The 20,747-nt window shown below is 43.2% G+C and carries 30 protein-coding genes and 4 pseudogenes; 22 read left to right on the forward strand and 12 right to left on the reverse strand.

Annotation, left to right across the window (positions count from 1 at the left end; translation table 11 throughout):
* The first annotated feature begins 484 nt into the window (after positions 1 to 484).
* The 3 genes from B5P39_RS21430 (at position 485) to B5P39_RS21440 (ending at position 2,506) form a co-directional block, all read left to right on the forward strand.
* Complete coding sequence (locus B5P39_RS21430) at positions 485 to 745, forward strand: type II toxin-antitoxin system Phd/YefM family antitoxin (protein ID WP_055647496.1); 261 nt, start codon at positions 485 to 487, stop codon at positions 743 to 745.
* A gap of 1 nt (position 746) precedes the next feature.
* The gene (locus B5P39_RS21435; RefSeq protein ID WP_055647497.1) at positions 747 to 1,094 is read left to right on the forward strand and encodes a type II toxin-antitoxin system RelE/ParE family toxin; all 348 of its coding nucleotides are present in this window, start codon (positions 747 to 749) and stop codon (positions 1,092 to 1,094) included.
* Between the two features lie 203 nt (positions 1,095 to 1,297).
* Positions 1,298 to 2,506, forward strand: coding sequence for a J domain-containing protein (locus B5P39_RS21440; RefSeq protein ID WP_088212879.1), 1,209 nt, complete (start codon positions 1,298 to 1,300; stop codon positions 2,504 to 2,506).
* 119 nt (positions 2,507 to 2,625) lie between these two features.
* Here B5P39_RS21440 and B5P39_RS21445 read toward each other — a convergent pair whose 3' ends face one another.
* The 3 genes from B5P39_RS21445 to B5P39_RS21455 form a co-directional block, all read right to left on the reverse strand.
* The gene (locus B5P39_RS21445) at positions 2,626 to 2,832 is read right to left on the reverse strand and encodes a hypothetical protein (protein WP_014610942.1); all 207 of its coding nucleotides are present in this window, start codon (positions 2,830 to 2,832) and stop codon (positions 2,626 to 2,628) included.
* Positions 2,833 to 3,299: 467 nt separating this feature from the next.
* A complete protein-coding gene (locus tag B5P39_RS21450) occupies positions 3,300 to 3,716 on the reverse strand; it encodes a type II toxin-antitoxin system YafO family toxin (protein ID WP_088212880.1) in 417 nt (138 codons plus the stop codon).
* An 11-nt stretch (positions 3,717 to 3,727) separates the two neighbouring features.
* Positions 3,728 to 4,021, reverse strand: a complete 294-nt coding sequence (locus B5P39_RS21455) for an antitoxin of toxin-antitoxin stability system (protein ID WP_086904668.1) — start codon at positions 4,019 to 4,021, stop codon at positions 3,728 to 3,730.
* 111 nt (positions 4,022 to 4,132) lie between these two features.
* Between B5P39_RS21455 and tnpC the strand changes: the two are divergent.
* The 5 genes and pseudogenes from tnpC to B5P39_RS21480 all read left to right on the forward strand — a co-directional run.
* Positions 4,133 to 4,753, forward strand: a pseudogene (gene tnpC, locus B5P39_RS21460) (IS66 family transposase); the annotation flags it as partial.
* A gap of 115 nt (positions 4,754 to 4,868) precedes the next feature.
* Positions 4,869 to 5,108, forward strand: a complete 240-nt coding sequence (gene relB, locus B5P39_RS21465) for a type II toxin-antitoxin system RelB family antitoxin (RefSeq protein WP_069453195.1) — start codon at positions 4,869 to 4,871, stop codon at positions 5,106 to 5,108.
* Positions 5,098 to 5,382, forward strand: coding sequence for a type II toxin-antitoxin system RelE/ParE family toxin (locus B5P39_RS21470; RefSeq protein WP_069453194.1), 285 nt, complete (start codon positions 5,098 to 5,100; stop codon positions 5,380 to 5,382). Before relB ends, B5P39_RS21470 begins: the two co-directional genes overlap by 11 nt.
* A gap of 313 nt (positions 5,383 to 5,695) precedes the next feature.
* Positions 5,696 to 5,995 (forward strand): type II toxin-antitoxin system HigB family toxin, encoded by a 300-nt coding sequence (locus B5P39_RS21475; protein WP_014610937.1) that lies wholly within the window; start codon positions 5,696 to 5,698, stop codon positions 5,993 to 5,995.
* A 10-nt stretch (positions 5,996 to 6,005) separates the two neighbouring features.
* Positions 6,006 to 6,374 carry a helix-turn-helix domain-containing protein gene (locus tag B5P39_RS21480; protein WP_014610936.1) on the forward strand — a complete coding sequence of 123 codons (369 nt, stop codon included), beginning with the start codon at positions 6,006 to 6,008 and terminating at the stop codon, positions 6,372 to 6,374.
* Here the strand turns inward: B5P39_RS21480 and B5P39_RS21485 are convergent.
* Complete coding sequence (locus tag B5P39_RS21485; RefSeq protein WP_254915836.1) at positions 6,367 to 6,930, reverse strand: phage integrase central domain-containing protein; 564 nt, start codon at positions 6,928 to 6,930, stop codon at positions 6,367 to 6,369. The two genes, B5P39_RS21480 and B5P39_RS21485, sit on opposite strands and share 8 nt — an antisense overlap.
* 154 nt (positions 6,931 to 7,084) lie before the next feature.
* Here B5P39_RS21485 and B5P39_RS21490 point away from each other — a divergent pair, with 154 nt between their 5' ends.
* The 5 genes and pseudogenes from B5P39_RS21490 to B5P39_RS21510 all read left to right on the forward strand — a co-directional run.
* Entirely contained in the window at positions 7,085 to 7,327 is a 243-nt protein-coding gene (locus tag B5P39_RS21490) for a type II toxin-antitoxin system ParD family antitoxin (protein WP_014610908.1), read from the forward strand.
* Positions 7,320 to 7,619, forward strand: a complete 300-nt coding sequence (locus B5P39_RS21495) for a type II toxin-antitoxin system RelE/ParE family toxin (protein WP_086904817.1) — start codon at positions 7,320 to 7,322, stop codon at positions 7,617 to 7,619. The genes B5P39_RS21490 and B5P39_RS21495 overlap by 8 nt, the downstream gene beginning before the upstream one ends.
* A gap of 235 nt (positions 7,620 to 7,854) precedes the next feature.
* On the forward strand, positions 7,855 to 8,145 hold the full coding sequence (locus tag B5P39_RS21500) for an AbrB/MazE/SpoVT family DNA-binding domain-containing protein (protein ID WP_232015277.1): 291 nt from the start codon (positions 7,855 to 7,857) through the stop codon (positions 8,143 to 8,145).
* Positions 8,145 to 8,474 carry a type II toxin-antitoxin system PemK/MazF family toxin gene (locus B5P39_RS21505; RefSeq protein ID WP_014610905.1) on the forward strand — a complete coding sequence of 110 codons (330 nt, stop codon included), beginning with the start codon at positions 8,145 to 8,147 and terminating at the stop codon, positions 8,472 to 8,474. The genes B5P39_RS21500 and B5P39_RS21505 overlap by 1 nt, the downstream gene beginning before the upstream one ends.
* 129 nt (positions 8,475 to 8,603) lie before the next feature.
* Positions 8,604 to 8,941 (forward strand): annotated as a pseudogene (locus B5P39_RS21510) (helix-turn-helix domain-containing protein); the annotation flags it as partial.
* 40 nt (positions 8,942 to 8,981) lie between these two features.
* Here the strand turns inward: B5P39_RS21510 and B5P39_RS21515 are convergent.
* A pseudogene (locus B5P39_RS21515) lies at positions 8,982 to 9,209 on the reverse strand (transposase); the annotation flags it as partial.
* A gap of 222 nt (positions 9,210 to 9,431) precedes the next feature.
* On the opposite strand from B5P39_RS21515, the gene B5P39_RS21520 reads away from it, so the two are divergent.
* Together B5P39_RS21520 and B5P39_RS21525 are read left to right on the forward strand one after the other, a co-directional pair.
* On the forward strand, positions 9,432 to 9,737 hold the full coding sequence (locus B5P39_RS21520) for a helix-turn-helix domain-containing protein (RefSeq protein ID WP_004249763.1): 306 nt from the start codon (positions 9,432 to 9,434) through the stop codon (positions 9,735 to 9,737).
* Positions 9,734 to 10,984 carry a type II toxin-antitoxin system HipA family toxin gene (locus tag B5P39_RS21525; RefSeq protein WP_088212882.1) on the forward strand — a complete coding sequence of 417 codons (1,251 nt, stop codon included), beginning with the start codon at positions 9,734 to 9,736 and terminating at the stop codon, positions 10,982 to 10,984. Before B5P39_RS21520 ends, B5P39_RS21525 begins: the two co-directional genes overlap by 4 nt.
* Positions 10,985 to 11,049: 65 nt before the next feature.
* Here B5P39_RS21525 and B5P39_RS25200 read toward each other — a convergent pair whose 3' ends face one another.
* The gene (locus B5P39_RS25200) at positions 11,050 to 11,271 is read right to left on the reverse strand and encodes an AbiEi antitoxin N-terminal domain-containing protein (protein ID WP_205403036.1); all 222 of its coding nucleotides are present in this window, start codon (positions 11,269 to 11,271) and stop codon (positions 11,050 to 11,052) included.
* On the opposite strand from B5P39_RS25200, the gene B5P39_RS25205 reads away from it, so the two are divergent.
* The 5 genes from B5P39_RS25205 (at position 11,258) to B5P39_RS21555 (ending at position 14,682) form a co-directional block, all read left to right on the forward strand.
* Positions 11,258 to 11,440 (forward strand): nucleotidyl transferase AbiEii/AbiGii toxin family protein, encoded by a 183-nt coding sequence (locus tag B5P39_RS25205; protein ID WP_041412043.1) that lies wholly within the window; start codon positions 11,258 to 11,260, stop codon positions 11,438 to 11,440. The two genes, B5P39_RS25200 and B5P39_RS25205, sit on opposite strands and share 14 nt — an antisense overlap.
* Positions 11,441 to 12,020: 580 nt before the next feature.
* Positions 12,021 to 12,266 (forward strand): type II toxin-antitoxin system CcdA family antitoxin, encoded by a 246-nt coding sequence (locus B5P39_RS21540; RefSeq protein WP_014610893.1) that lies wholly within the window; start codon positions 12,021 to 12,023, stop codon positions 12,264 to 12,266.
* The gene (locus B5P39_RS21545; protein WP_014610892.1) at positions 12,266 to 12,583 is read left to right on the forward strand and encodes a CcdB family protein; all 318 of its coding nucleotides are present in this window, start codon (positions 12,266 to 12,268) and stop codon (positions 12,581 to 12,583) included. Before B5P39_RS21540 ends, B5P39_RS21545 begins: the two co-directional genes overlap by 1 nt.
* A gap of 354 nt (positions 12,584 to 12,937) precedes the next feature.
* Positions 12,938 to 14,305 (forward strand): type II toxin-antitoxin system HipA family toxin, encoded by a 1,368-nt coding sequence (locus B5P39_RS21550; RefSeq protein WP_088212883.1) that lies wholly within the window; start codon positions 12,938 to 12,940, stop codon positions 14,303 to 14,305.
* The gene (locus tag B5P39_RS21555; RefSeq protein ID WP_086904820.1) at positions 14,302 to 14,682 is read left to right on the forward strand and encodes a helix-turn-helix transcriptional regulator; all 381 of its coding nucleotides are present in this window, start codon (positions 14,302 to 14,304) and stop codon (positions 14,680 to 14,682) included. Before B5P39_RS21550 ends, B5P39_RS21555 begins: the two co-directional genes overlap by 4 nt.
* A gap of 163 nt (positions 14,683 to 14,845) precedes the next feature.
* Here B5P39_RS21555 and B5P39_RS21560 read toward each other — a convergent pair whose 3' ends face one another.
* Both B5P39_RS21560 and B5P39_RS21565 read right to left on the reverse strand, forming a co-directional pair.
* Complete coding sequence (locus B5P39_RS21560; RefSeq protein WP_014610889.1) at positions 14,846 to 15,187, reverse strand: type II toxin-antitoxin system HicB family antitoxin; 342 nt, start codon at positions 15,185 to 15,187, stop codon at positions 14,846 to 14,848.
* The gene (locus B5P39_RS21565) at positions 15,184 to 15,438 is read right to left on the reverse strand and encodes a type II toxin-antitoxin system HicA family toxin (protein ID WP_014610888.1); all 255 of its coding nucleotides are present in this window, start codon (positions 15,436 to 15,438) and stop codon (positions 15,184 to 15,186) included. Before B5P39_RS21565 ends, B5P39_RS21560 begins: the two co-directional genes overlap by 4 nt.
* A 355-nt stretch (positions 15,439 to 15,793) precedes the next feature.
* On the opposite strand from B5P39_RS21565, the pseudogene B5P39_RS21575 reads away from it, so the two are divergent.
* Together B5P39_RS21575 and B5P39_RS21580 are read left to right on the forward strand one after the other, a co-directional pair.
* Positions 15,794 to 16,345: pseudogene (locus tag B5P39_RS21575) on the forward strand (dTDP-glucose 4,6-dehydratase); the annotation flags it as partial.
* A 71-nt stretch (positions 16,346 to 16,416) separates the two neighbouring features.
* Positions 16,417 to 16,593, forward strand: a complete 177-nt coding sequence (locus B5P39_RS21580; protein ID WP_197721152.1) for a tyrosine-type recombinase/integrase — start codon at positions 16,417 to 16,419, stop codon at positions 16,591 to 16,593.
* 77 nt (positions 16,594 to 16,670) lie between these two features.
* Here the strand turns inward: B5P39_RS21580 and B5P39_RS24785 are convergent, their stop codons facing one another.
* The 4 genes from B5P39_RS24785 to B5P39_RS21595 form a co-directional block, all read right to left on the reverse strand.
* On the reverse strand, positions 16,671 to 16,835 hold the full coding sequence (locus tag B5P39_RS24785; RefSeq protein WP_014610884.1) for a hypothetical protein: 165 nt from the start codon (positions 16,833 to 16,835) through the stop codon (positions 16,671 to 16,673).
* A 21-nt stretch (positions 16,836 to 16,856) separates the two neighbouring features.
* Positions 16,857 to 17,588 (reverse strand): zeta toxin family protein, encoded by a 732-nt coding sequence (locus tag B5P39_RS21585; RefSeq protein WP_088212885.1) that lies wholly within the window; start codon positions 17,586 to 17,588, stop codon positions 16,857 to 16,859.
* 73 nt (positions 17,589 to 17,661) lie between these two features.
* A complete protein-coding gene (locus tag B5P39_RS21590; protein WP_069453175.1) occupies positions 17,662 to 18,828 on the reverse strand; it encodes a tyrosine-type recombinase/integrase in 1,167 nt (388 codons plus the stop codon).
* Between the two features lie 403 nt (positions 18,829 to 19,231).
* Positions 19,232 to 20,746, reverse strand: a complete 1,515-nt coding sequence (locus B5P39_RS21595; protein WP_088212886.1) for a hypothetical protein — start codon at positions 20,744 to 20,746, stop codon at positions 19,232 to 19,234.
* Between the last annotated feature and the right edge of the window lies 1 nt (position 20,747).

Below are 20,747 nucleotides of genomic sequence, written 5' to 3' on the forward strand. Positions count from 1 at the left end.
GTAATAATTTTTTAAGGATCGCCTCTTTACGTTCTGGTGAATACCGAGCCATTTTGTTCTCTTTTGCCGCACCCTGTCTTTAAAAATAATGATTATTTAGGGGTGACAACAATCCTGACACAGGGGGGCTCGCTCTAGCTTCTACGCCGCTTTGCGGCTACGGAACGTCACTGCGTGGCGCGAGAATTTAGGACGTTGCTGCGCAACTGCTAGGACGCTCGCAAGCTCGCTGCTAGGGGCTAGGAATGCCGCTTTTTGCGATTACAGGTTACGGAACGGGCTGTGCCCTGACGGTGAGTTGAGCTTGGAGCGTTCCGTAATTCGTAATCTGTCAACCGTCAGCACGGCGTTAAGCGTTTTGATGTCTTTAGTCTTTTTTTAGTCTTTTTTTAGTCTTTTTTTGGTCTTTAATCTATCGCATGATATGATTTTGGCTTAGTGAATGGGTTTTCTTATTTTCAATTAATCAACTAGGCATCAACCTATGAACATAGAAACAATCAGTTTTTTGAAGAAAAATGCCGCGAGCTTAACCCTCGATGAACCGATGATTATTACTCAAAATGGTGTACCTGCTTACGTTATCGAGTCGGTAGCGGATAGAAATCGACGTGATGAGGCGATAGCTTTACTCAAGCTAGTCAGTTTTGCAAAAAGCGATCAACAAAATGGCCGCACTATGTCATCAAGTGCATTCAAGGAACGCTTGGCGGGTCGTAAAATGGCTTTAAAGGATAATAAGTAGTATGTCTGTGGTAAAACTTGAATATACCAAGACATTTGAAGATACCGTAGATAGTGCTATATCTCACTATTCCCAATGGCATGACGAGATCACTATTATTGAGAGAGTTGAGGCAGTTATTGAGGCATTTGAAGCATCTGTGACGCAAAATCCTTTGAGCCATGCATTATGTCAAGAGTTAGTTGAACTTGGCATTACTCAAGTAAGGCACGCGATAAAAGAGGATTTTAGAATACTGTACGAGGTTAGCTACATTAATGATGAGTCTCTTGTTACTGTGCTACTTTTTTTGAACCAACGACAAAGCATACAGAATCAACTGATCAATCATTGCTTGGTTTATAAGTAATTGCTTGTGGCAGTGAGAATCGAGGACGGCCTTTAGTCGCGAGAATCTAGGATACTCACAAGCTGGCTTTAGACTCTAGCGCTCTAGCGTTCTTCGAACGTCGCTTTGCTAAGGACGTCGGCACGTTTTTCGCTATTTTGGTATGCGAGTTTTGTACTTTGGGTCACTCGGGTTTGTAAACATTTCATCAAAAGAAAATATTTATGTCATTAATGAACATCATCAATACTTCGGCTTCAAGTCAATCACGTAACCGCTCGCAAACACTCGAAAAATTGTGGCAAGACTACGAAAAAAAACAATTAAGAAATAAACGTTATCAAACAAAATTAGAGGGTTTTTATCGCGAGTTCACCTCACAATTACTTGAAAAAGAGCAGGCCGTATGTGAAGCCTCAGCCCAATGGGTGCGTCATTTATTGACTTTTGTGCCGCGTAAATCCATTAAAGGTCGCCAACGGGAGGCGCTGCTAGAATGGATTGACGAAGAAATAAGTATTATTGAATCGAACCCGTTTAATCCTATCAATACTCACGAAATACGCGATAGCTTCACTAGCTTGCTTATGGCTTATCAAGCAACCTTGCCTAAGCAAGACATTGGTCAGCACGAGCTTGATGCTTTTCGTGAAGAGTTAGAATCTATGTTTGGCTTTGAGTTGGATATAGACGATGCGCAACTGTCTGAACTCATTGATGAACCGGCGAAGTTCCAGGCATTTTTTGATCAAAAATTGGCTGAGCAGCACAATAAGGCTTTTGATGACGGCGACGCTGAAAATGCGTTTGAGCAAGATGAGGCTGAGTATGATGCCCAAGAGGATGATTTTTTCTTTGAATCGAGTCAACCAGAGCAAGCATTAAGCGTTGAGTTATTTAGCGATAAAACCATGACCAAATTGTATCGACAATTGGCGAATCAATTTCATCCCGATAAAGAGCCTGAAGCTGCTAAAAAGGCGCTAAAAAAAGAGTTGATGCAGCAACTATCTCAAGCCAAGAAAAGCAAGGATGCTGTCGCCTTGCTGATGTTGGCTCTTGAATATCTGCCAGAGTATAAGCTTGAGGCCGATGCAGATATGATTAAACGTATTGAGGCTGCGTTGCAGGTTAAAATTAGTTTATTAAATCAAGATTATCAATCAATGCAGAATGGCGATGATATTAAAAGTATGATTTGGCAACGTTTTGGGGGTGGTTCAAAAGCATCACGCGCTAGGGAGTTGGCCCAATATGGTGATCATCTCACGATTGAAACTGAAGAGTTACTCGCAAAAGTGACTAAGATCAAAACAGTACAAGCGATACAAAAGGAATTAAACCAACGTAGCCGACGGGGGAGTTTTAACGACATTTTTGATCTTGCGATGTTTAATGACGAAACTTTTGATGAATTTTGGCAATACAAATAGCGCAATGATGATGCTTCGTAACGGCTAGGACGGCCTTCGGCCGCAAGTACGCAGCAAAAAGCACTGCTGCTAGGATGCCTTCGGCCCTAGGACGCTCGCCAGCTCGCTTTAGAACGCCACTACGTCGCTTTAGACTCTGGCAGCGAAGCGATAGCTTCTACGAACGCCGCTTTGCGGCTACGGAACGTCACTGCGTGACTTACGGATAACGGAGCGGGCTGTGCCCTGACGGTGAGTGAGCGCGCGAGCGTTCCGTAATCCTTCTCTTTTCTGTCATTCCCGCGAACGACTGCATGGTCAATTTTGTTCCATACAAAATATGACATTTCCACCCTCCATGGTAGTTAGATGCAGGAGGTACGAGCCCAGGGACGGGCGAAGGTAGAATAATGCAGGAGCAATTATCGAGAATAACGTAAGCGTCCGCCGAAGCACACCTTCATAACTTGACCATATGTCGCCATCCTTGTTCTTCTGAATCATAGGAGAACGATATGTTTGGTAACTGTAGTGGCTTGCACACATAATCCCTTCGGCGCGATTACATCCGCCAAACTGGGCTCACATTAGCTGATAATAAGCGGGACCACCGACTCACATTAACTGCCAATGGACGCAGATTAATTAACAACGGGCTTACATTTATCTTGGCGGACTCACATTAATTGCCAATAAACAGCCATGATCCAACAAGCTCGTAGAGAGTCGAGATATGCTGTATCAGCGGACAAGCAACAAGGCCTTAATGTAGGCTAACTTTACATTTTTGGCGCGTTGGGTAAATTCGGTATGATTAAAACTGCTCCCTGAAGCCTTCGGCTATTTTCTCCAGTTGGTTCATTAAGCCGCTATCACGATCGGTATTATTGACATCATTCGGCTTGTTCTTATCCCAATGTTTAATGATGGCTATCAGTAGGTAACAATGGCTGTTGAAGAAGCCTGGACAATACACCAGAACATAACCGCTGGTCCGTTTGAATTGCACTAGCTTGAGCGGAAAACCTGCAGCTTTGAAATGCAGATGTTGTAATTCAAGATACGAGCGGTTATGGGTAAACAGGTAAGGAACGTCGCGGCCAAAGGTGGTAGGCAGGCCTTTACCTTCCTTATACACCCGAAAATCATCTACTAATGCTTTGGTAGCCAGCTCACCTAGGGCCTCTTTTAAATAGGGATGCGTAAATATGCGTACCGCCTTTACTTCCATTCCTCAAATTGTCACTTGGCACCTTGCTTCAGTTTGTTAGCCATCTGAGTCGAAACCTTATCCATGTTCAGATTGGCAGCAGTAAACTGGGCAGGGATGCTTTCCAATGTGGTGGTGCCACGTTGGGCAAACTCACAAAACGCCGTCATTTCTTCAAACAGTGACGCCGGTACCGCATAAAACTGGATTTGGTTATTAGATGACACCGCAATTGCATCTCCTTGGGCTTCGGCTAATGCAGCACTGGGGTTTGATTTGAACTTGCTGATCGGTGTGGTATAGCCACATAAAATTTTCTGTAACATCATAGCTCCATTTTCTACTGTTGCGACAGTTATACCAAGACCTAAGTATAGACCTAAATTTAGACCTATACCAGTATCGGATTATTCATCCATCAAGTTCAAATAAACGACGGATTTAGTGGTTACCTGCAAGTCGATGGTTACGCCGGTTATGCTAAAACCGATGCCGAACTCGTGGGCTGCAGGGCCCATGCTCGTCGTAAGTTCACAGAGGCTGAAATCGCTCAGCCTAAAGGCAAAACGGGCAAGGCAAACTGGGCTCTGAACCATATCCAGAAAATCTACCGAATCGAAACCTTGAATAAAGATTCAAGCCCCGAGGTTCGCCGCCAACAAAGGCAGCTGCACAGCCAACCCTTACAGGATGAGTTGCATCGTTGGCTGGAGAAATCACAACGCCATGTGCCACCTAAAAGCAGCTTAGGGAAGACAATAACCTACTGCCTAAATCAATGGCCCAATCTGAACCGCTATCTTGAGGATGGGCGACTGAATATCGACAATAATCGCGCAGAGCGAGCCATAAAGCCGTTCGTCATTGGCCGTAAAAATTGGCTATTTGCCAATACGGCCAATGGAGCAAAAGCCAGTGCCATACTGTACAGCATGATAGAAACTGCCAAGGCTAATGGGCTGATGCCTTTTGACTATCTCATGTACTGCCTAGATCAGCTGTCACTCAAGCCAGAAAGCCTGGATCATTTGTTACCTTGGAATGCAAAACTAGGCTAGGTGCAGATCACCGGACGGATACTAACATTCAGTTTGGCTGATAAGCCAAACATGGCAATTTATCCTCAATCAGTGTAATGTAGTTTGATGTATACATTGTATGATGAGGTTTACCATGAGTGTCATGTCAGTGCGCTTATCCGATGAAATCGAGCAAAAGCTGGTACAGCTTGCCCAGTCAACTGGCAGAACTAAATCGTGGTTGGCCAGCCAAGCGATTCAGGATTATTTAGACCGGGAAGCTTGGCAAATTGCTGAAATCCAAGCCGCATTACGTGAAGCCGATGCCGGTGATTTTGTGCCAGAGAACGAGATGAATGCCAAGTTCCAGCGTTGGGGGAACAATGCGGGTTAAATGGTTGCGCAAGGCCGCGCAAAATCTTGAAGATGCGTATGATTATTTAGCCAAAGACAACCCCAAGGTCGCTCAAGCATTCGTGCAAGACGTTTACCGCTTAGTGAACTTATTGCCGGTGCAACCCGCCATGGGACGGGCTGGGCGCGTAGTTGGTACACGGGAACAGGTTATACAGGATTACCCGTTCATCATCCCGTACAGGGTTAAGCAAGATGAAATCCATATTCTACGGATATTCCACACGCGATTACGCTTACCTAGTCAGTGGTAAAAAAATTGATTTAATTGCAAAAAGTGCTACGAGCTCCTCAGAATTTTTTAAGCGGCTTTAGGCAAGAGTGATTCATTGACATCCTCCACCTCCTTTAGGGGGGGGAGGATGTCAATTCCAGCAGAACCTTCTTAGCTACACAATCCCACAATCCCAAAATCCCACAAATACCCGAGCATGAAGGAGAGTACACGCTTGCTCGCAGCAATATGGTAAAAATCAAAAAATTAATATACTTTCCCAAAAAGGGAAATTAATTATTGACTATCGTTTATGCGTTTCCCATAATGGGAAATATAGAAAAGGGGATTGCATGAGAGTTGTTTCAAGAGTCGCATTGCGGGAGTTTTGGGAGCAGCCCATTTATCAAGATAGTGAGCAACCTCTCAAGTCATGGTACGAGGAAGCTAAAAACGCTAACTGGCAAAATCCGCAAGACATAAAAGCGTTGTACCGCAACGCGAGTTTTGTTGGCAATAACAGGGTGGTATTCAACATCCACGGCAATAAGTACCGTCTTATTGTGGCCGTGAATTACAAGTTTGCAATGGTCTATGTTCGCTTTGTTGGTTCTCATGCTGAGTATGACAAAGTTGATGCAACCACAATTTAGGAGGTTTGCAATGCAAATTAAACCGATCAGAACCGTGGCTGATAATGAAGCAGCCTTAAAGCGTATTGAACAGCTTTTTGATGCTGAACCTAACACGCCAGAGGGTGATGAGCTGGAAGTGTTGATCACGCTGGTGAGCGCGTTTGAGGACGCTCATTTTCCAATTGAAACGCCAGATCCAATCGCGGCCATTCAGTTTCGCATGGAACAGCAAGGGCTTGTTGATGCCGATATGGTGCCGTTCCTTGGGCAACGTAGCCGAGTATCAGAAGTGCTAAACCGCCAACGTCGGCTTAGTCTGAACATGATCCGCAAGCTGAATGAGGGGCTTAAAATCCCGCTGCCTTGCTTGGTCAAAGAATACCAATTAGCTAAATAACGGAATGTCTATGACTACTCACAAGCATGGCGAATCGAGATATCAGAGGGTAGAAAGTACCCAAGGCCAATTTGACATCCTCCACCTCCTTTATCGTCATCGGATGAGACTCAGCCTTTTCTTCTTTAAGTGAGCGATAGCGTCTCAATGGGTATTCAAATTTATATTCTTCTGCCGCGAGGCTTACCATGGAGACGATGAGCCACAGTAAGTTATTAATGCGACGGTTAGATAATTGACGGGTATTATCTGCTCTCACCATTTGCATTAACTGCTGACGATAAAAATCGACCTGCGATAGGGTGATCTCATTCATCAATGTATTGCCAAATTGTGGGATCAGATACTTATCTAAAACGTTTTGTATGGTGTTTCTATAGCTATTTTTCCACGTCGCCTTTTTGCGTTCAAACCACTGATAGGCAAAATCATTGAAAAATGGATATTCACGATCAGGATGTTTCTCACGCTGCAACAGCTCAAATTGAGCGACTTTTTTACTTTTGGGGAAATAATCACGGTATTGGAAGCAGCCTAAGTCTATCTCTGCATTCATTTTTTGAGTGTTGTCTTGGCAGTAGCAAGGTTTTTAGGTGTGGCCAGCATTTTTGTGCCTTTGCCTAGACGCTTACTCATTAACATTACTTTGATTTGGTATCTAACATCATATATTATTGCTGTGTTAACTATTCACACAAATAGGTGGAAACATGTCACGGACAACCAGTGTTACTATCGGATCACAGTTAGATGAATTTGTCAGTCAGCTTATTTCGTCAGGTCGCTATGGCTCGACAAGCGAAGTTGTTCGTTCTGCCTTACGACTATTAGAAAGACAAGAAAACCAGACGATAGCTTTGAAAATGGCGATTGAAGCTGGTGAGCAAAGTGGTGAATGCGCATTATCACTTCATGACATCGCTGCAATGGTGAAACAAAAGCACAATGTATAAACTTTCCAACCTTGCTGCCGAAGACTTTGAGCGAATTTTTGAATACACCCTATTGAACTTTGGTGTTAAGCAAGCGGATGACTATACGGTAAGTATGCATAATGCTTTGTTGGCAATCACTGAGCAGCCTCTAATGGGGCATGAGTGTCCAGAAATTGCTAAAGAACTTCGACGTCATAATCATCATAAACATGCGATTTTCTATAAAAAACAGACTTATGGGATCTACATCCTCCGCATCCTTCATCAACAAATGGAACCATTACGGTATTTTTATCCAGATACTGAGTGACTTCTCACCGCCCTATCGTGTGATGCTTTTTATTTCGTTAGCCGCTGCTCGATAGTATCGAAACTTACGCAGCTTCCATAAGCAGAAATGACCGTCCAGCCGCCTTTAATTCTAGAACTCTTGAATTGCTGGGTTGGCCGTATCTTGATGTTGATCCGCGAGCTATCAGCCAAGCACTCGATATTGCACCTTAACATGAAGTTATACATTGTATAACCCCATATTTGGTGGTAGCATGTTTAAACAATGTATCATAGTTGGTGAGGTTAATATGCAGACCAGTATCAAAAAATGGGGGAACTCTGCTGGAGCAATTATCCCTGCTGCCGTGCTGAAGAAGGCAGGGTTCGGTATGGGGGATCAAGTTGAAATAGAGGTTGTTCAGGGGCGTATTGTGATGAGCCCAGCAACCCCAATATTCACACTTGATGAGTTGCTAAGTGCCAGTCCAAAAGGGTCTTTTGAACTTGATTCAGAAGATACTCAATGGCTGAGTTCGTCACCTGTAGGCAAGGAAGAAATCTAATGAGTTACACCCCAAAACGAGGTGACATAGTGTGGATTGATTTTGACCCATCTGCGGGACACGAGCAGGCTCATCATCGTCCTGCGCTGGTACTTTCGCCTGAGCCGTTCAACAAGCAAATTCAACTTGCTTTAGTCGCGCCAATAACATCTAGGGTTAGAGGTCATGGTTTCGAGGTTGCTGTTGATACCGACAAAACCAAAGGTGTTGTTTTGTGTCAACAAGTCAAGACGATTGACTACGCAGCAAGGGACGTCAAGTATATCGAAAAAGCTCCCGTTGCAGTGCTAAATGAAGTGCTCGCAAAAGTGCGAGTATTGGTCAGTTAAGAAGAGGAAATCAGATATGGCTCAACCCTCCTATACTCGTGAACAATGAAGATGCTTGATTTTCAGTGACATGAGGATTAAGGTCGCTGTCACGAGACTACTCCTGACCAAAAACAAGTCCTAGAGACCCTGCATGCTCAAACGCGTGACGGGCTTGTTTGTGACCGCATTAAAGCAGTACTTCTTGCATCCGAAGGCTGGACCGCGGCAATGATTTCTCAAGCATTACGGATAAATGAATCAACGGTCCGCCGTCACCTTGCCGATTACACCTTGTCAGAGAAGCTCAAGTCTGAAAATGTCGCGGTTCACAAAGCCTGTAATCTGTTGAGCAAACCGCAGAGTTAATTGCCCATTTAACTCAGACTCAGGCAACCAAAATCTCACACGGCTGGATATGTACAGGGCAGGACAAAGCCAAAGAAACCAACGGCAGTCGTAGGCGGCGTAAACTGATTGTAAGCTTACGGCAGCATAGCTGAACTTAATCAACATAGTCTGATTTACTAAATTAGCGCGAGCATTCGCTGCTTTTTCATGGCATTTGGCGACCATCAATCTAGTTTTTGCTTTTCTTGATAGCTGGCGCTGCTTACGTCTGAGGTTTTTCTCAGCACGCTTTACAAATCTTCGGTTGGCTATCTTTTTGCCATTCGATTCGATGGCGAAATGAAACAGCCCCAGATCAACACCTGTGACCTTGCTTGCAGTGTGAAGTATAGTTGGTACTTCCACTCAGAAAAGTGTGATTTGGTTGCCTTTGACATTCAGGGATTCACATCATCGCTTTGGCCAACGCGCAATCTAAACCTAAAAGTTGGATATAAATCCTATAATATTCAGTAAAGTGGGAATATAGTCCTGCCTTTCACATGTTAGAGTTGCTTTGATTTCAAAGTTGGACTATATTCCCATTAATGGCTGAATAGTGGGAATATAGTCCCTTTGGTTGGTGATGTGGCTAAGCGTGATTTACACAATGTACTGTTTCCAAAGCAACGCAAAATCCTGACTCATTTTGGTGAGGACTTGTTGTTGGCGATGAAACGACGTGGTTTTACAAAAAAGCTGCTGTGTGAACGTACTGGTTTTGATCATAAAACCGTGAACAAAGTCTTCGCAGGTGATCCGGGCGTTGCCATAGGCACTTACTTAAAAGTAATGGCCGTACTTGGCATGGAAAGCAACTTTGCGGAAATGGCCGCTCATGATGAAGTGGGTATCAAGCTGCAAAACATAAAATTGCTGGAAGGTTCAAGATGAGCCGTGAAATCGTCGAAGTCTATGCCGACTGGCAGCCAATCGAAGCGCCACTGCTAATAGGGCGGCTTACTTATAGCGATTCAAGCCGAGGTGGCGTGTTTAGTTTTGCCTACGATAAAGCATTTTTAACCTCAGCCTGTCGCTTGCAAATTGATCCAATCTTGACGCTTCACTCCGGTGAACTCTACAACGATGAAGCCGATAAAAACTTTCGCGCATTTCTTGATTCATCGCCTGATAGATGGGGACGTATTTTAATGCAACGGCGTGCGGCGATTGATGCGCGCAAAGGCATTCGAGCAACAAGTCGATTAAACGAATTGGATTACCTGTTGGGCGTGCACGACTCTTACCGGATGGGTGGTATTCGATTTAAGCGAGCAGGCTCGAATGCTTTTTTGGACGACAATTCTGAATTTGCTGCGCCGCCAATGGCTTCTTTGCGAGAGCTAGAGCACGCAGCCATGCAGATTGAAAAAGACGATGACATCGACAGTGACGAGTATTATCGCTGGTTGAAAATGCTGATTTCTCCAGGCTCATCATTAGGTGGTGCAAGGCCCAAGGCTTGTGTCACAGATGAACAAGGCCACTTGTGGATTGCAAAGTTTCCCAATCTAAATGATACCCATGACGTGGGCGCATGGGAGATGGTCTGTTATGAATTGGCTTTGGCGGCAGGTGTTGACATGTTTCCAAGTGAGATCAAGCAGTTTTCGTCACAGCACCATACCTTTTTAACAAAACGGTTTGACCGCGATGGCGAAAAGCGACTGCATTTTTCATCGGCCATGACACAGCTTCAATACTATGATGGTGAACAATTTCAAGGTGCCAGCTACTTAGAGATTGCTGAATTTATTTCCAATTGTGGTGCGCAAACCGAAGCTGATTTAGCACAGTTATGGCGACGTATCGTGTTTAATATTGCGGTGTCCAACACGGATGATCACCTGCGTAACCATGGGTTTTTATTAACAAAGAATGGTTGGAAGTTATCACCCGCTTATGATTTAAACCCGATAGTGGGTAAGCATGGCCTGCATCTGAATATTACCGATACAGACAACGCTCTAGACTACCAATTAGCCTTTGACGTAAAAGACTTCTTCCGACTTTCGCAAACCCAAGCCACGCAAATTTACGATGAAGTATTAATGGCGGTTAAGCAATGGCAAACCGTTGCTAAGCGGCTAGGGGTCAGCCGAGCCGAGCAAACCATGAAACAATCAGCGTTTAACGTTTAATGGTGAGCTTACGGCAGCGTAGCTCAACTTATTTCAATTAATAATCAACAGATCCTTTTTACGTATCAAAGCGCCTCTGCCAACTGATTTGAACCACTGACTTTTTTGTATCGATCTTGTAATTGTAAACTATACCCTTTTTCTAGTAGCCATGAAGAGTTCAGTACAACACCTTTAAGTGCTATAAAAAGTAGTTGGTTTATTTTGCTTTGATTTTCTAAACTCGTAGGATAAAAGTAACTTAAAGCTGTGGAACAAGGAGGCGCAAAGGATATGCGCCCTGTCATTGAGAAAGAACTTCTTCATTACGACATCTTGTATGCACTGGATGAAGCTTGGGTACTCGATAACTTGGTTTTTCAGGGCGGAACTTCACTGCGTTTGTGCCGAGAATCAAATCGATATAGTGAATATCTTGATTTGCAGGAGGTAGGGACTTCAATAGTAAGATGTTAATTGCAATGAAGCAGGTCATTGAAAAGTATATCGGTAATCGGTATGGGCTTGAGTTGTAGCTCGTAGCATGTTCAGTGACATATGATGCAAATTAGCGACATTTTATGCCGCATTCTCCCGGTAAATTTGGCAGGCATCCTCGCCAAATATTACATCTAACTGTTGACGGCGAAACTATTCATGGTGACCCAGAACGTATTCACGAATGTCCGTCCAACCACGAGCCCCTGCAATGACGGCACTGAGTGCACCAAACTGAGCATCAAATAATGCTTTCATTTAGTTGTTGCATAGGCCCATTGCACGATTTAATGAATACAGGGAGAGTATATAGCATATAAGGCGCAGCAAAAAAGACGGCCTTCGGCTGGGAGACGCTTTGGCGTTGCGACGCAACTGCTAGAACGCCACTACGTGGCTCTAGGGTTTAGACTCTAGTAGCGATGCGCTTAAGCATTCTACGAATGCTGTTTTACTGCTGCAGTTTATAGATACACTCAGCGCCATCTTTGATGGCTTGTTATATATCCTATCCATACTTATAATTTATGCGCACAAACAACGCGCATGGGTTATTGTTATGAGAAACAAATATAGCAATCAAGTACACAAAAAAGCTACAAATTTAAGCTTAAACAGTGAGTTATTAGCGGAAGCTAAACGCCTGAACATAAATCTTTCAGCGACAATGGAAAAGGCTCTTGAGAAAGAAGTAAAGCATCGCCTAAAAGCCGAATGGTTAGAACAAAATGCCCAAGCGATTAACGCTTGCAATGAATTGGTTGAAAAACAAGGCTTATTTTCTGATTCTTACCGAGTATTCTAATGTCACAGTTTGCCTTATACCAAAACCACGATAAGAGCACTGCAATTGCATATCCTTACTTTGTTGATGTTCAAAGTGAATTGCTTAATATCTTGAATACTCGGTTAGTTATTCCGCTAACACCTGTCGAACTATTGGAGAAAAAAGCCCCTAGGCATTTATGCCCTGTGATCCATATCGATGAGGGTGACTTCGTGATGTTAACTCACCAAATGGCAAGTGTACCAACGAAGATTTTACGTGAGCCTGTCAATGAGTTGAGTAGTTTCAGGGATGAGATCGTAGCGGCTATCGATTTTTTGATTACTGGCATATAACAGAAGCTGGAGCGTTGCTCGAGATGTATGGACTCCTTTGGCTAATCTTTGAATCGATTAAGACCGTATCCTCTTAGTGGGAGGGAGTCCATACATCTAGGAACGCCGTTTTACCGCTGCAGGTTACTGAACGGGCTCCGCCCGGACGGTGAGCTTGCGAGCGTTCAGTCAACCGTCAACGTCTTTGCTTTTCCTCCCATCTTATTTTCTCTGACTGTTTTTGCGTTTTTTAGGTGTCATTAATTAGTATTTTTCTTAATTGCTGAGTGCTGTAGGTTGCATTAATTAGCTGTTTTATCTATTTTTGAGTGCTATAGTGTTCATTAATTGTCGTCTGCTTTTAGGGGTTAGGTAATGCAAATTTTAACGGTGCAGATGAACATTGCCGGAGAATGGCGTGATGTTGCTTTGGTGGAGTTTTATGCGCCAGATAAGGGCACTGGCGGGCCATGTGTATTAAATTATGAGATCGAACATGTCACGTCTTACTTCCATCAATTTGCGCAAACTGCAGTGAGTGTATCGTTACCCGTTGATAATATCCCGTTGCGAAGCCCTCACTGGCATCGTTTTTTAGAAGATATTATGCCAGCAGGTTCCAGCCGGGATTATTGGGTTAAGCGGCTTGGATTGCAGGATTTGCCTAATTTGGAACGTGATTTCCAATTGTTGAAATATGGAACTATCGCGCCAATTGGCAACTTACGTATAAAAGAATCGGTGCCTGAAAAGGCTAAAAGATCATTACCTGTTACCTTTAGTATCGCTGATGTCAGTGAGTTGCAGATTGATTTTATTGAGTATGCCCAGTCTCGCGGTGCAGCAGCAGGTGGCGCTTCCGGCGCAGGCGGGGCCGCACCTAAGTTATTAGTGCGATTAAATGCGCAGCAAGATGTTTGGATTGATACCTTTCAAGATGATCCGCGTAATCTCGATCAGCCTTATTTAGTTAAGTTTCCAAGGGGTAAAACCACTCTGGATGGCGATATTTTGCGAGCAGAGTATCATTTTTATCATGAGCTTACACAATTGGGCTTTGAGACTATTTCCGTTGAGTCGATGAAGCTTATTGAAGCTGAACGTGGCCCTTCTTTATGGTTGCCACGCTTTGATTACGGTGTTGAGGCGGGAGCAATGGTGAGTTATGGCATGGAGTCGGTTTATGCCATTTTAGGTGAGCCGACAGCAAAGCCTTTGCTACATGTCGATGTGATTAGACGGCTTTTGGCCGTGTTTAATAAAAAAGAAAATTATGGTAATACCAGGACGCTACTCGACGTTGAGGCTGAGCTTGAAGGCAAGAGTGGCATTGAGGCGTTTGTGATTGAATGGGTACGTAGAGATTTATTAAATATTGCCTTTGGAAATTCAGATAATCATGGCCGAAATACCTCTTTTATCAAGTATGGAAACCGCGTCCAGCTGGCACCCATTTATGATTTTGCGCCAATGAAAGCAGATTATGAGATGATCACTCGTACCTTTACCTGGGGTGAGGGAATGGAGTTAGGTGGCGTGTATAACTTTCCTGCAATTGCAGAACATTTATCTGATTTACTGTCGCCTAATGAGTTAATGAGCGCTTTGAATGAAACCGCTGCTCGTTTGCTTGGTCTTGAGCAACGTTTACGTCAGCGGGGTGTGCCAGAATCGATTCTTGCGCATTCGGGAATTGGTTTTGCCACGTTAGAAGCGAGAATGCAGCAATGGGGGCTATTATGACGGTTTCATCTAATGTTGCAACGGATTCGATTGAAACAAAAGGCAGAGGTGGTCGAAAAAAAATTTCGGTTAATCGAAAGCCTTTGACCCTTAAAGATAGGGAAGATTTATTATTAGCCGCTACATTGGATCTCTTTTCGGGGAAAAAGACTCAAGGTCAAGTACTTAAATGGCTGAGAGTTGAGTTGTTATCACTGAGCCAGGACCAATATGCCAAAATGGTTGGCGTTAGCCGTAAAGCATTGTCTGATATCGAAAGTGATAAAGGTAAAAACGGTGTTGAGTTGATTAATCGAGTTTTTAGCGGAGTCGGGTTTCGTATAGCATTAATGCCAAAGGATAGTGTCGTGCTGAAAATGGCGGTAGAGGCGATTTAGAAGCTAAGATCTAGAACGCCGCAAAGCGACGACTGCCTGGGTGCAGATGCAAGTCAGGAATTAGATTGCCAAGCCCATGCTTTAATTGACATGGTGAACCCCGTTTAACATTAGCTATATGCCAACACTTGCATCCCCGCAAAACGAGGAACAATTTTCCGTCCTACGCTGAATGTGCAATGTAGTCATTGACTGCATTTTCTACCGCTGCATTCAAACTAATGCTTTGCGATAGCGCAATTTCATTAAGTCGAGCGTGAACCTCTGGCGAGATCCGAACGTTGAATTTGCCAGAGAAGTTTTTGTAAGGCTCAATGCCACGCTCCTGACACATCTCTAAAAAAACGCTTAATGACTTCGTGCCCTCGGCTTCCAATTGAGCGACGCTTTCACCATAGAAATCCGCGCCGCCGTTTAAGCCTACGAACTCACCACGGAATGTTTCAGCGTCTGGATCATAATCAATAAAGGCTTTTACCCCGTTGATCATCATAAGATTTTTCATGCTTTCACCCCGTTCCTTTCTAACCATTTTTTGATGCTTATCACTGCGTCTTTGTCAGTTTCTTTCTGAGGATGTGGGCGGTGATATACCTGAACTTCACCAAACAGCACCACACCAATTCGAGACCCCTCACGCTCTTCAATGTCAGCCCCTAGAGCAATAAACAGCGCTTCAATATCAGACCACTTGATAGCTCCGCTGACAGGCCTAGCAAAGATAGCCGTCAACGTTCTTAAATGTTTTTTGTTCATAAAGTCTCATAATCCGTTAAATCGATAGTACTACTTTTTAGTATCATTTCAAGCGAATTTGGTACTATTTTTTAGTACCACCAATCAAAATGCATTAGCGGCAATTGCCCACATTGATACGGGGTCTGTAGTTAGTAATTTTTGAGTTGTCTCCAAAGTGCGATTGCCAAGCATATGAAGTATGTGAGCAACATCGTAGCCGAGGCGGTGAAGCTCTACTGCGAATGCTCTACGTCCAGATAGCACACTTGGCTGCTCAATCCCCGCATTTTTTAGTAACGTCTCTATCTCATTAAGCGTAAAACCCCGTACTTTTATTGCGGGGATGTAAGCGTCCATATGTGTGAGTAGATCAAGTTCTCCTTATTCTGCCAGCAAGGCATCGGCGGACCATCTTGTTCGCGCCTGGCATCGTACCTATGGTTTACCGATAGTTATTACTAACTGCTCTAATAACTATGGCCCTTTTCAATACCCTGAAAAGCTGATCCCTTTAATGGTGAATAATGCGTTATTGGGAAAACCACTGCCCGTTTACGGCAATGGCCAGCAGGTGCGGGATTGGTTGTATGTGGATGATCATGTTAAGGCGTTATTTTTAGTCGCCACTGAAGGGCAACTAGGGGAAACCTATAATATTGGAGGCTCAAATGAATACACTAATCTTGCTGTGGTGCAGCGAATTTGCGATCTCTTAGAAGAGTTAGTGCCCACTCATCCGCAGTCTCTGACAATGAGTGGCATGGGGTTTCGTGATTTAATACAACATGTTGCTGATCGTCCTGGCCATGATGTGCGCTACGCCATTGACGCGAGTAAAATTCAACGTGAATTAGGTTGGCAACCACTCGAATCCTTTGATTCAGGCCTTAGGAAAACTGTCGAGTGGATAGTGCAAGCGGTCTAAAAACCACCGCGTAATTGATGTCAGAGTACTTTTAGGATCTAATTTAATTTGATAAACCTGGTGCATGTAATTTGTATCGACACACCACCGCTACCGTAATGTCAAAAAATGGTGCCGACATTCGCTATATCCAAGAGCAGGTAGGCCATGCAGATATTTCGACAACACAAGTCTATACCCAGGTGACGATTGGTAAGCTAAAGGAGGTTTATCATCATACGCACCCTGCAGCACGAGAAGGGGAATGAATCTTGAAGAGTGTTGGTGATGATGCAGAGGAAATAGGAAAAGCCCCTAACGGGGCTTTATTCACAAAACCAATGAATTACACTGCCATGGATTTGGCTTCAATAATCATTTTATTCTGTGACTCAGTCGCTTTCTTGATAACTTGAGTATACACACGTTTTTTCTCTGCTGAACTTGCGTTCATAACAAAGGCTGAAAGCTTGGATGTAGTAACGTTAATTTTAGCTGTATTGGTCGACATAGATTTCTCACATAAAACAGCCTAAAAAATAGGCTCAGGTGGCAAGATTAGCAGTCTTATTAATTCTGTGCGAGAGTATTTTTTCTTTATGTGATGCTCAACATCCGTAATGTTATCATGGTAAATACGAGTGCTACCATAATTGTTCTTTATCAGTAAATCTATCTTGATTGCCGCGTCATATTTGGCTTTGACTTGCCGGATTACCTCTTGCGAATTTAAGAATTGATCGATAAATGTAGTAGGTAAAATGCGTCTGCCTTCAAGCTTTTCTCTTGCTTGGACAAACTCCCAGGCTAGTGTAGGTTCTTGATAAACAAAGATGATGAGCACGGCTCGATTTCGCTTTAGTGAGCGATCGATATTTTTACAAGCGATATCAAAGTTTGAAAAAGTACCATCTAAGATGAAACTTTGGTTGTTGTTAAAAATTCTGTCTAGGGTTCGTTCAACAATAAGGCTGACAGCTTTCTGAAAGAGGAATGAATTTTCACCAGTGTACTCTTGGAAGAAGACTCTTAGCTCATCAGGGGCAAGCCTAATAATTCCCGTTTCATCAAACATTTCAAGAAACGCTTTTGAAGCTTCGGTTTTTCCTGCGCCAGGAGAGCCGCACATAAAAATAGACACAGGTTGTTGATCAGCTGGAAACTTGTCTAAATCGGTCAGTTCTCGAGCTATCCGAGTACGATTTGCTTTCGCATAGGTGACCGCTTGAGTTTCAATTTCTGTTTCTGTTTCTTGCTCTGTCATAGTCAGTGATAACGTTACCAGATTTAAACAACATGATATCAGCCAACTCAAGTTGAGTATAACTTACGGGGTTTTACAGCATGTTTTCGTTGCGCATGAGTTTATCAAATGCGTTGCCATCGCTTCGAGATGCGTTTGCAACATAAGGTGCATAGACATCAAATAATAACCGAGTATCACTGTGGCCAAGCATTTGTGAGATATACAGTGGATTTTCTAGGGCTGCGATATGCAGCACTGCCGCGGTGTGACGAGTTTCATAAGCTCGTCGACGTTTCAGTCCCGCTTTAATGAGTGTCGGGTACCATAATTTTTTGCTAACAAAATGGGTATCCAGTGGCGCATCTGATTTGCCAGTAAACACAAAGCCTGACTCTGACAATGCCAAATTTTTAATGCGTTTAAAGGCATCGTATACCGTGTCACACATCTTAAGATCACGCCTAGATTTTGGTGTTTTCACATCACATACTTCACCATTCACCCAGTTTTGCCGTATGCGAATTAAGCGGTGATTAAAATCAACATGTTGCCACTCTAATCCATGTATTTCACAGCTGCGCATGCCAGTCCAAAACCGAATGATGAAGTAATCTTTCCATTCGGGAGGGACGTGGGATAGGAAAAGTTTAACCTCCTTTATCGTCATCGGATGAGACTCAGCCTTTTCTTCTTTAAGTGAGCGATAGCGCCTCAATGGGTATTCAAATTTATATTCTTCTGCCGCGAGGCTTACCATGGAGACGATGGGCCACAGTAAGTTATTAATGCGCCGATTAGATAATTGCCGGGTATTATCTGCCTTTACCATTTGCATTAACTGCTGACGATAAAAATCGATCTGCGATAGGGTGATCTCATTCATCAATGTATTGCCAAATTGTGGGATCAGATACTTATCTAAAACGTTTTGCATGGTGTTTCTATAGCTATTTTTCCACGTCGCCTTTTTGCGTTCAAACCACTGATAGGCAAAGTCATTGAAAAATGGATATTCACGATCAGGATGTTTCTCACGCTGCAACTGCTCAAATTGAGCAACTTTTTTACTTTTGGGGAAATAGTCACGGTATTGAAAGCTGCCTAAGTCTATTTCAGCGTTCATTTTTTTGAGTGTCGTCTTGGCAGTTGCAAGGTTTTTAGGTGTGGCCAGCATTTTTGTGCCTTCACGAAAACGGCAGCCATAAAGATGCATGTCGAACTGAATACGCCCATTGGGGCGCACACGAATATGAGCCATAGGTGGCCTCCATCAAATAGCACTGTCCCTATCCGATGGAATTCGTTAGAATTTCGCCATCGGCTGGGTCTCTGTTAATAGCTAGTGCAGCCGATACGGGGGAGAGTGGTTGCCGCCACTCTCTCCCAACTGCTTATTTATTAGGTTAACCGCACTTTTACATCGCGCAACTCAACCTGAAATGTCCCTTTCCAATAGTTGCAGTTTGCCAACTATTGGTTAAAAACACACCTATCAATATAACTAATACTGTTTATTTGTCCAGTATTTTGTTTTAAATTGCTGCGCTTTTTAAATTGACCATTTACCAATGAAAATTGTTGTGCAATTTAGCGGAAGTTTGTTGCTGTCATTTACCTCACAACCACACATAACCGTATTCAGTTTAAGTTTGGGGGCTGACTTAATCATCGGCAAACCCATATTCATCGATATTGGCTAAATCGCCACTGTTTTCTGTGATGTTTTCGGAATGCTTATTATTCGGTTTAGGTGCTAAATCAGGATGAGTCGTTGGCGAATAAACACGAGCGTTCTTGAGTTTATCTTCTGTTTGGTTTTCTGTCGTGTCGGTGTATTGCGCATGCGACTCTATGTCATTAACTGGAGTATCAATTTCGTCTGGCACATCGCTTGGTTGTTCGGCAAACAAATCGAGTTCTCCTTGGCGCGATGGCGGCAAAATGTAGCGGTCATCGTAAGTGTTCAGGTACTCGTTTTTCAATTTTTGATATGCAGCTAACTGTGATTGTTCTGATACTAAGTTAAGGCTATCAAACGGTGACATATCTTCTGGTTTATCAAAGAAATTGAGTTTCAGTTCACCATTTTGATTTTGAGTTAACGTAATGCGGATCTCGCCTCCTTTAGCAAAAATTTTTAATTTCATGTCTTTGAGAGTGCGAGGCGAATAGGAAAATAATAATGCGTTGTGATTATGAAGGTGTTTAACGCTGACTTCGCGAATGAACTCCCGACGTCCGGGCAACATGCATGAGAATAACCTGTTGCTGTCAAACAGTAGCATCGCAGTATTGAGCGATCTAACGCTGGTTTCTTTTAAGATCATGTTATTTAACTGTTTGAAATCGTATAAATTAGATGCAAATTCAAGGAGTAACCTGCTTTCCTGAGCTATTTTTCGATGAAATTGCTCTATGCCTTCCAGAGAGATACTTTGCGTGTGCTGGTCAGTTTTAAACGTGAGTAGTTCTCCTTCTAAGCTAAACGCTATGCTGCCTGTTTCAGAGTTCATGTACAGCGTTTTAAGCGTTTGGCTTGCGGCTTCAGTCAAGGGGAGGGTATGAGGTAAGTCGATATTGTCTTGTAATCGTTTGGTCGTGACTTCACCATTTTTCTGGAAGCGGATCTCTTTTTCATTTTTTCTAAATTCAACAAAATCAAAAGGTATGAGTGAATTGGTTGAATTGATAATGTCAACAATCGAGCGTCTGTTCAGCTCATGATAAGCACGTTGAGTATTGGCCACCTGATATTGAATATGATTTTCATGAGCAGCGTCTAATTCAAAACGGGACATTGGGAAATGTATTGAATCATCAATCTTTTTGTCGTCTCTGAGTAATAAACAATACTCGATATTGATGTATTTGCCATTTTTGTACCTGAGCTCAAAAATATACTGATTGGCTAGGGTATTAAACTCTTGCTGTTGCTCTTTCATGCACATGAAAAAATCGAAAGGGATTGAGAATTCAGCATTCTTCAAACCATGGCCTTTTTCGAGAGGTATTTCAATTTGTCCATATTGACCAGGGGCACCACCAATAAGGAGCATACGGCTGTTATCGCTGTCGATAAACACACTGATACATGCATCCGAATGATGTTTGTCTAGTGCATTTATCATATTGATAAACAAGGGAGATTTTATTTTCGGGATTAATATCTTTGACATA

Source organism: Shewanella sp. Shew256 (genome assembly GCF_002196695.1).
In the GTDB taxonomy this organism is placed as follows: Bacteria; Pseudomonadota; Gammaproteobacteria; order Enterobacterales; family Shewanellaceae; genus Shewanella; species Shewanella mangrovisoli.

Bases quoted from the DNA above. Each gene is read 5' to 3' on its own strand.
- B5P39_RS21430 (WP_055647496.1), top strand. From the start codon at position 485: ATGAACATAGAAACAATCAGTTTTTTGAAGAAAAATGCCGCGAGCTTA.
- B5P39_RS21435 (WP_055647497.1), top strand. From the start codon at position 747: ATGTCTGTGGTAAAACTTGAATATACCAAGACATTTGAAGATACCGTA.
- B5P39_RS21440 (WP_088212879.1), top strand. From the start codon at position 1,298: ATGTCATTAATGAACATCATCAATACTTCGGCTTCAAGTCAATCACGT.
- B5P39_RS21445 (WP_014610942.1), bottom strand. From the start codon at position 2,832: ATGTCATATTTTGTATGGAACAAAATTGACCATGCAGTCGTTCGCGGG.
- B5P39_RS21450 (WP_088212880.1), bottom strand. From the start codon at position 3,716: ATGGAAGTAAAGGCGGTACGCATATTTACGCATCCCTATTTAAAAGAG.
- B5P39_RS21455 (WP_086904668.1), bottom strand. From the start codon at position 4,021: ATGTTACAGAAAATTTTATGTGGCTATACCACACCGATCAGCAAGTTC.
- relB (WP_069453195.1), top strand. From the start codon at position 4,869: ATGAGTGTCATGTCAGTGCGCTTATCCGATGAAATCGAGCAAAAGCTG.
- B5P39_RS21470 (WP_069453194.1), top strand. From the start codon at position 5,098: ATGCGGGTTAAATGGTTGCGCAAGGCCGCGCAAAATCTTGAAGATGCG.
- B5P39_RS21475 (WP_014610937.1), top strand. From the start codon at position 5,696: ATGAGAGTTGTTTCAAGAGTCGCATTGCGGGAGTTTTGGGAGCAGCCC.
- B5P39_RS21480 (WP_014610936.1), top strand. From the start codon at position 6,006: ATGCAAATTAAACCGATCAGAACCGTGGCTGATAATGAAGCAGCCTTA.
- B5P39_RS21485 (WP_254915836.1), bottom strand. From the start codon at position 6,930: ATGAATGCAGAGATAGACTTAGGCTGCTTCCAATACCGTGATTATTTC.
- B5P39_RS21490 (WP_014610908.1), top strand. From the start codon at position 7,085: ATGTCACGGACAACCAGTGTTACTATCGGATCACAGTTAGATGAATTT.
- B5P39_RS21495 (WP_086904817.1), top strand. From the start codon at position 7,320: ATGTATAAACTTTCCAACCTTGCTGCCGAAGACTTTGAGCGAATTTTT.
- B5P39_RS21500 (WP_232015277.1), top strand. From the start codon at position 7,855: ATGTTTAAACAATGTATCATAGTTGGTGAGGTTAATATGCAGACCAGT.
- B5P39_RS21505 (WP_014610905.1), top strand. From the start codon at position 8,145: ATGAGTTACACCCCAAAACGAGGTGACATAGTGTGGATTGATTTTGAC.
- B5P39_RS21525 (WP_088212882.1), top strand. From the start codon at position 9,734: ATGAGCCGTGAAATCGTCGAAGTCTATGCCGACTGGCAGCCAATCGAA.
- B5P39_RS25205 (WP_041412043.1), top strand. From the start codon at position 11,258: ATGCGCCCTGTCATTGAGAAAGAACTTCTTCATTACGACATCTTGTAT.
- B5P39_RS25200 (WP_205403036.1), bottom strand. From the start codon at position 11,271: ATGACAGGGCGCATATCCTTTGCGCCTCCTTGTTCCACAGCTTTAAGT.
- B5P39_RS21540 (WP_014610893.1), top strand. From the start codon at position 12,021: ATGAGAAACAAATATAGCAATCAAGTACACAAAAAAGCTACAAATTTA.
- B5P39_RS21545 (WP_014610892.1), top strand. From the start codon at position 12,266: ATGTCACAGTTTGCCTTATACCAAAACCACGATAAGAGCACTGCAATT.
- B5P39_RS21550 (WP_088212883.1), top strand. From the start codon at position 12,938: ATGCAAATTTTAACGGTGCAGATGAACATTGCCGGAGAATGGCGTGAT.
- B5P39_RS21555 (WP_086904820.1), top strand. From the start codon at position 14,302: ATGACGGTTTCATCTAATGTTGCAACGGATTCGATTGAAACAAAAGGC.
- B5P39_RS21560 (WP_014610889.1), bottom strand. From the start codon at position 15,187: ATGAAAAATCTTATGATGATCAACGGGGTAAAAGCCTTTATTGATTAT.
- B5P39_RS21565 (WP_014610888.1), bottom strand. From the start codon at position 15,438: ATGAACAAAAAACATTTAAGAACGTTGACGGCTATCTTTGCTAGGCCT.
- B5P39_RS24785 (WP_014610884.1), bottom strand. From the start codon at position 16,835: ATGTCGACCAATACAGCTAAAATTAACGTTACTACATCCAAGCTTTCA.
- B5P39_RS21585 (WP_088212885.1), bottom strand. From the start codon at position 17,588: ATGACAGAGCAAGAAACAGAAACAGAAATTGAAACTCAAGCGGTCACC.
- B5P39_RS21590 (WP_069453175.1), bottom strand. From the start codon at position 18,828: ATGGCTCATATTCGTGTGCGCCCCAATGGGCGTATTCAGTTCGACATG.
- B5P39_RS21595 (WP_088212886.1), bottom strand. From the start codon at position 20,746: ATGTCAAAGATATTAATCCCGAAAATAAAATCTCCCTTGTTTATCAAT.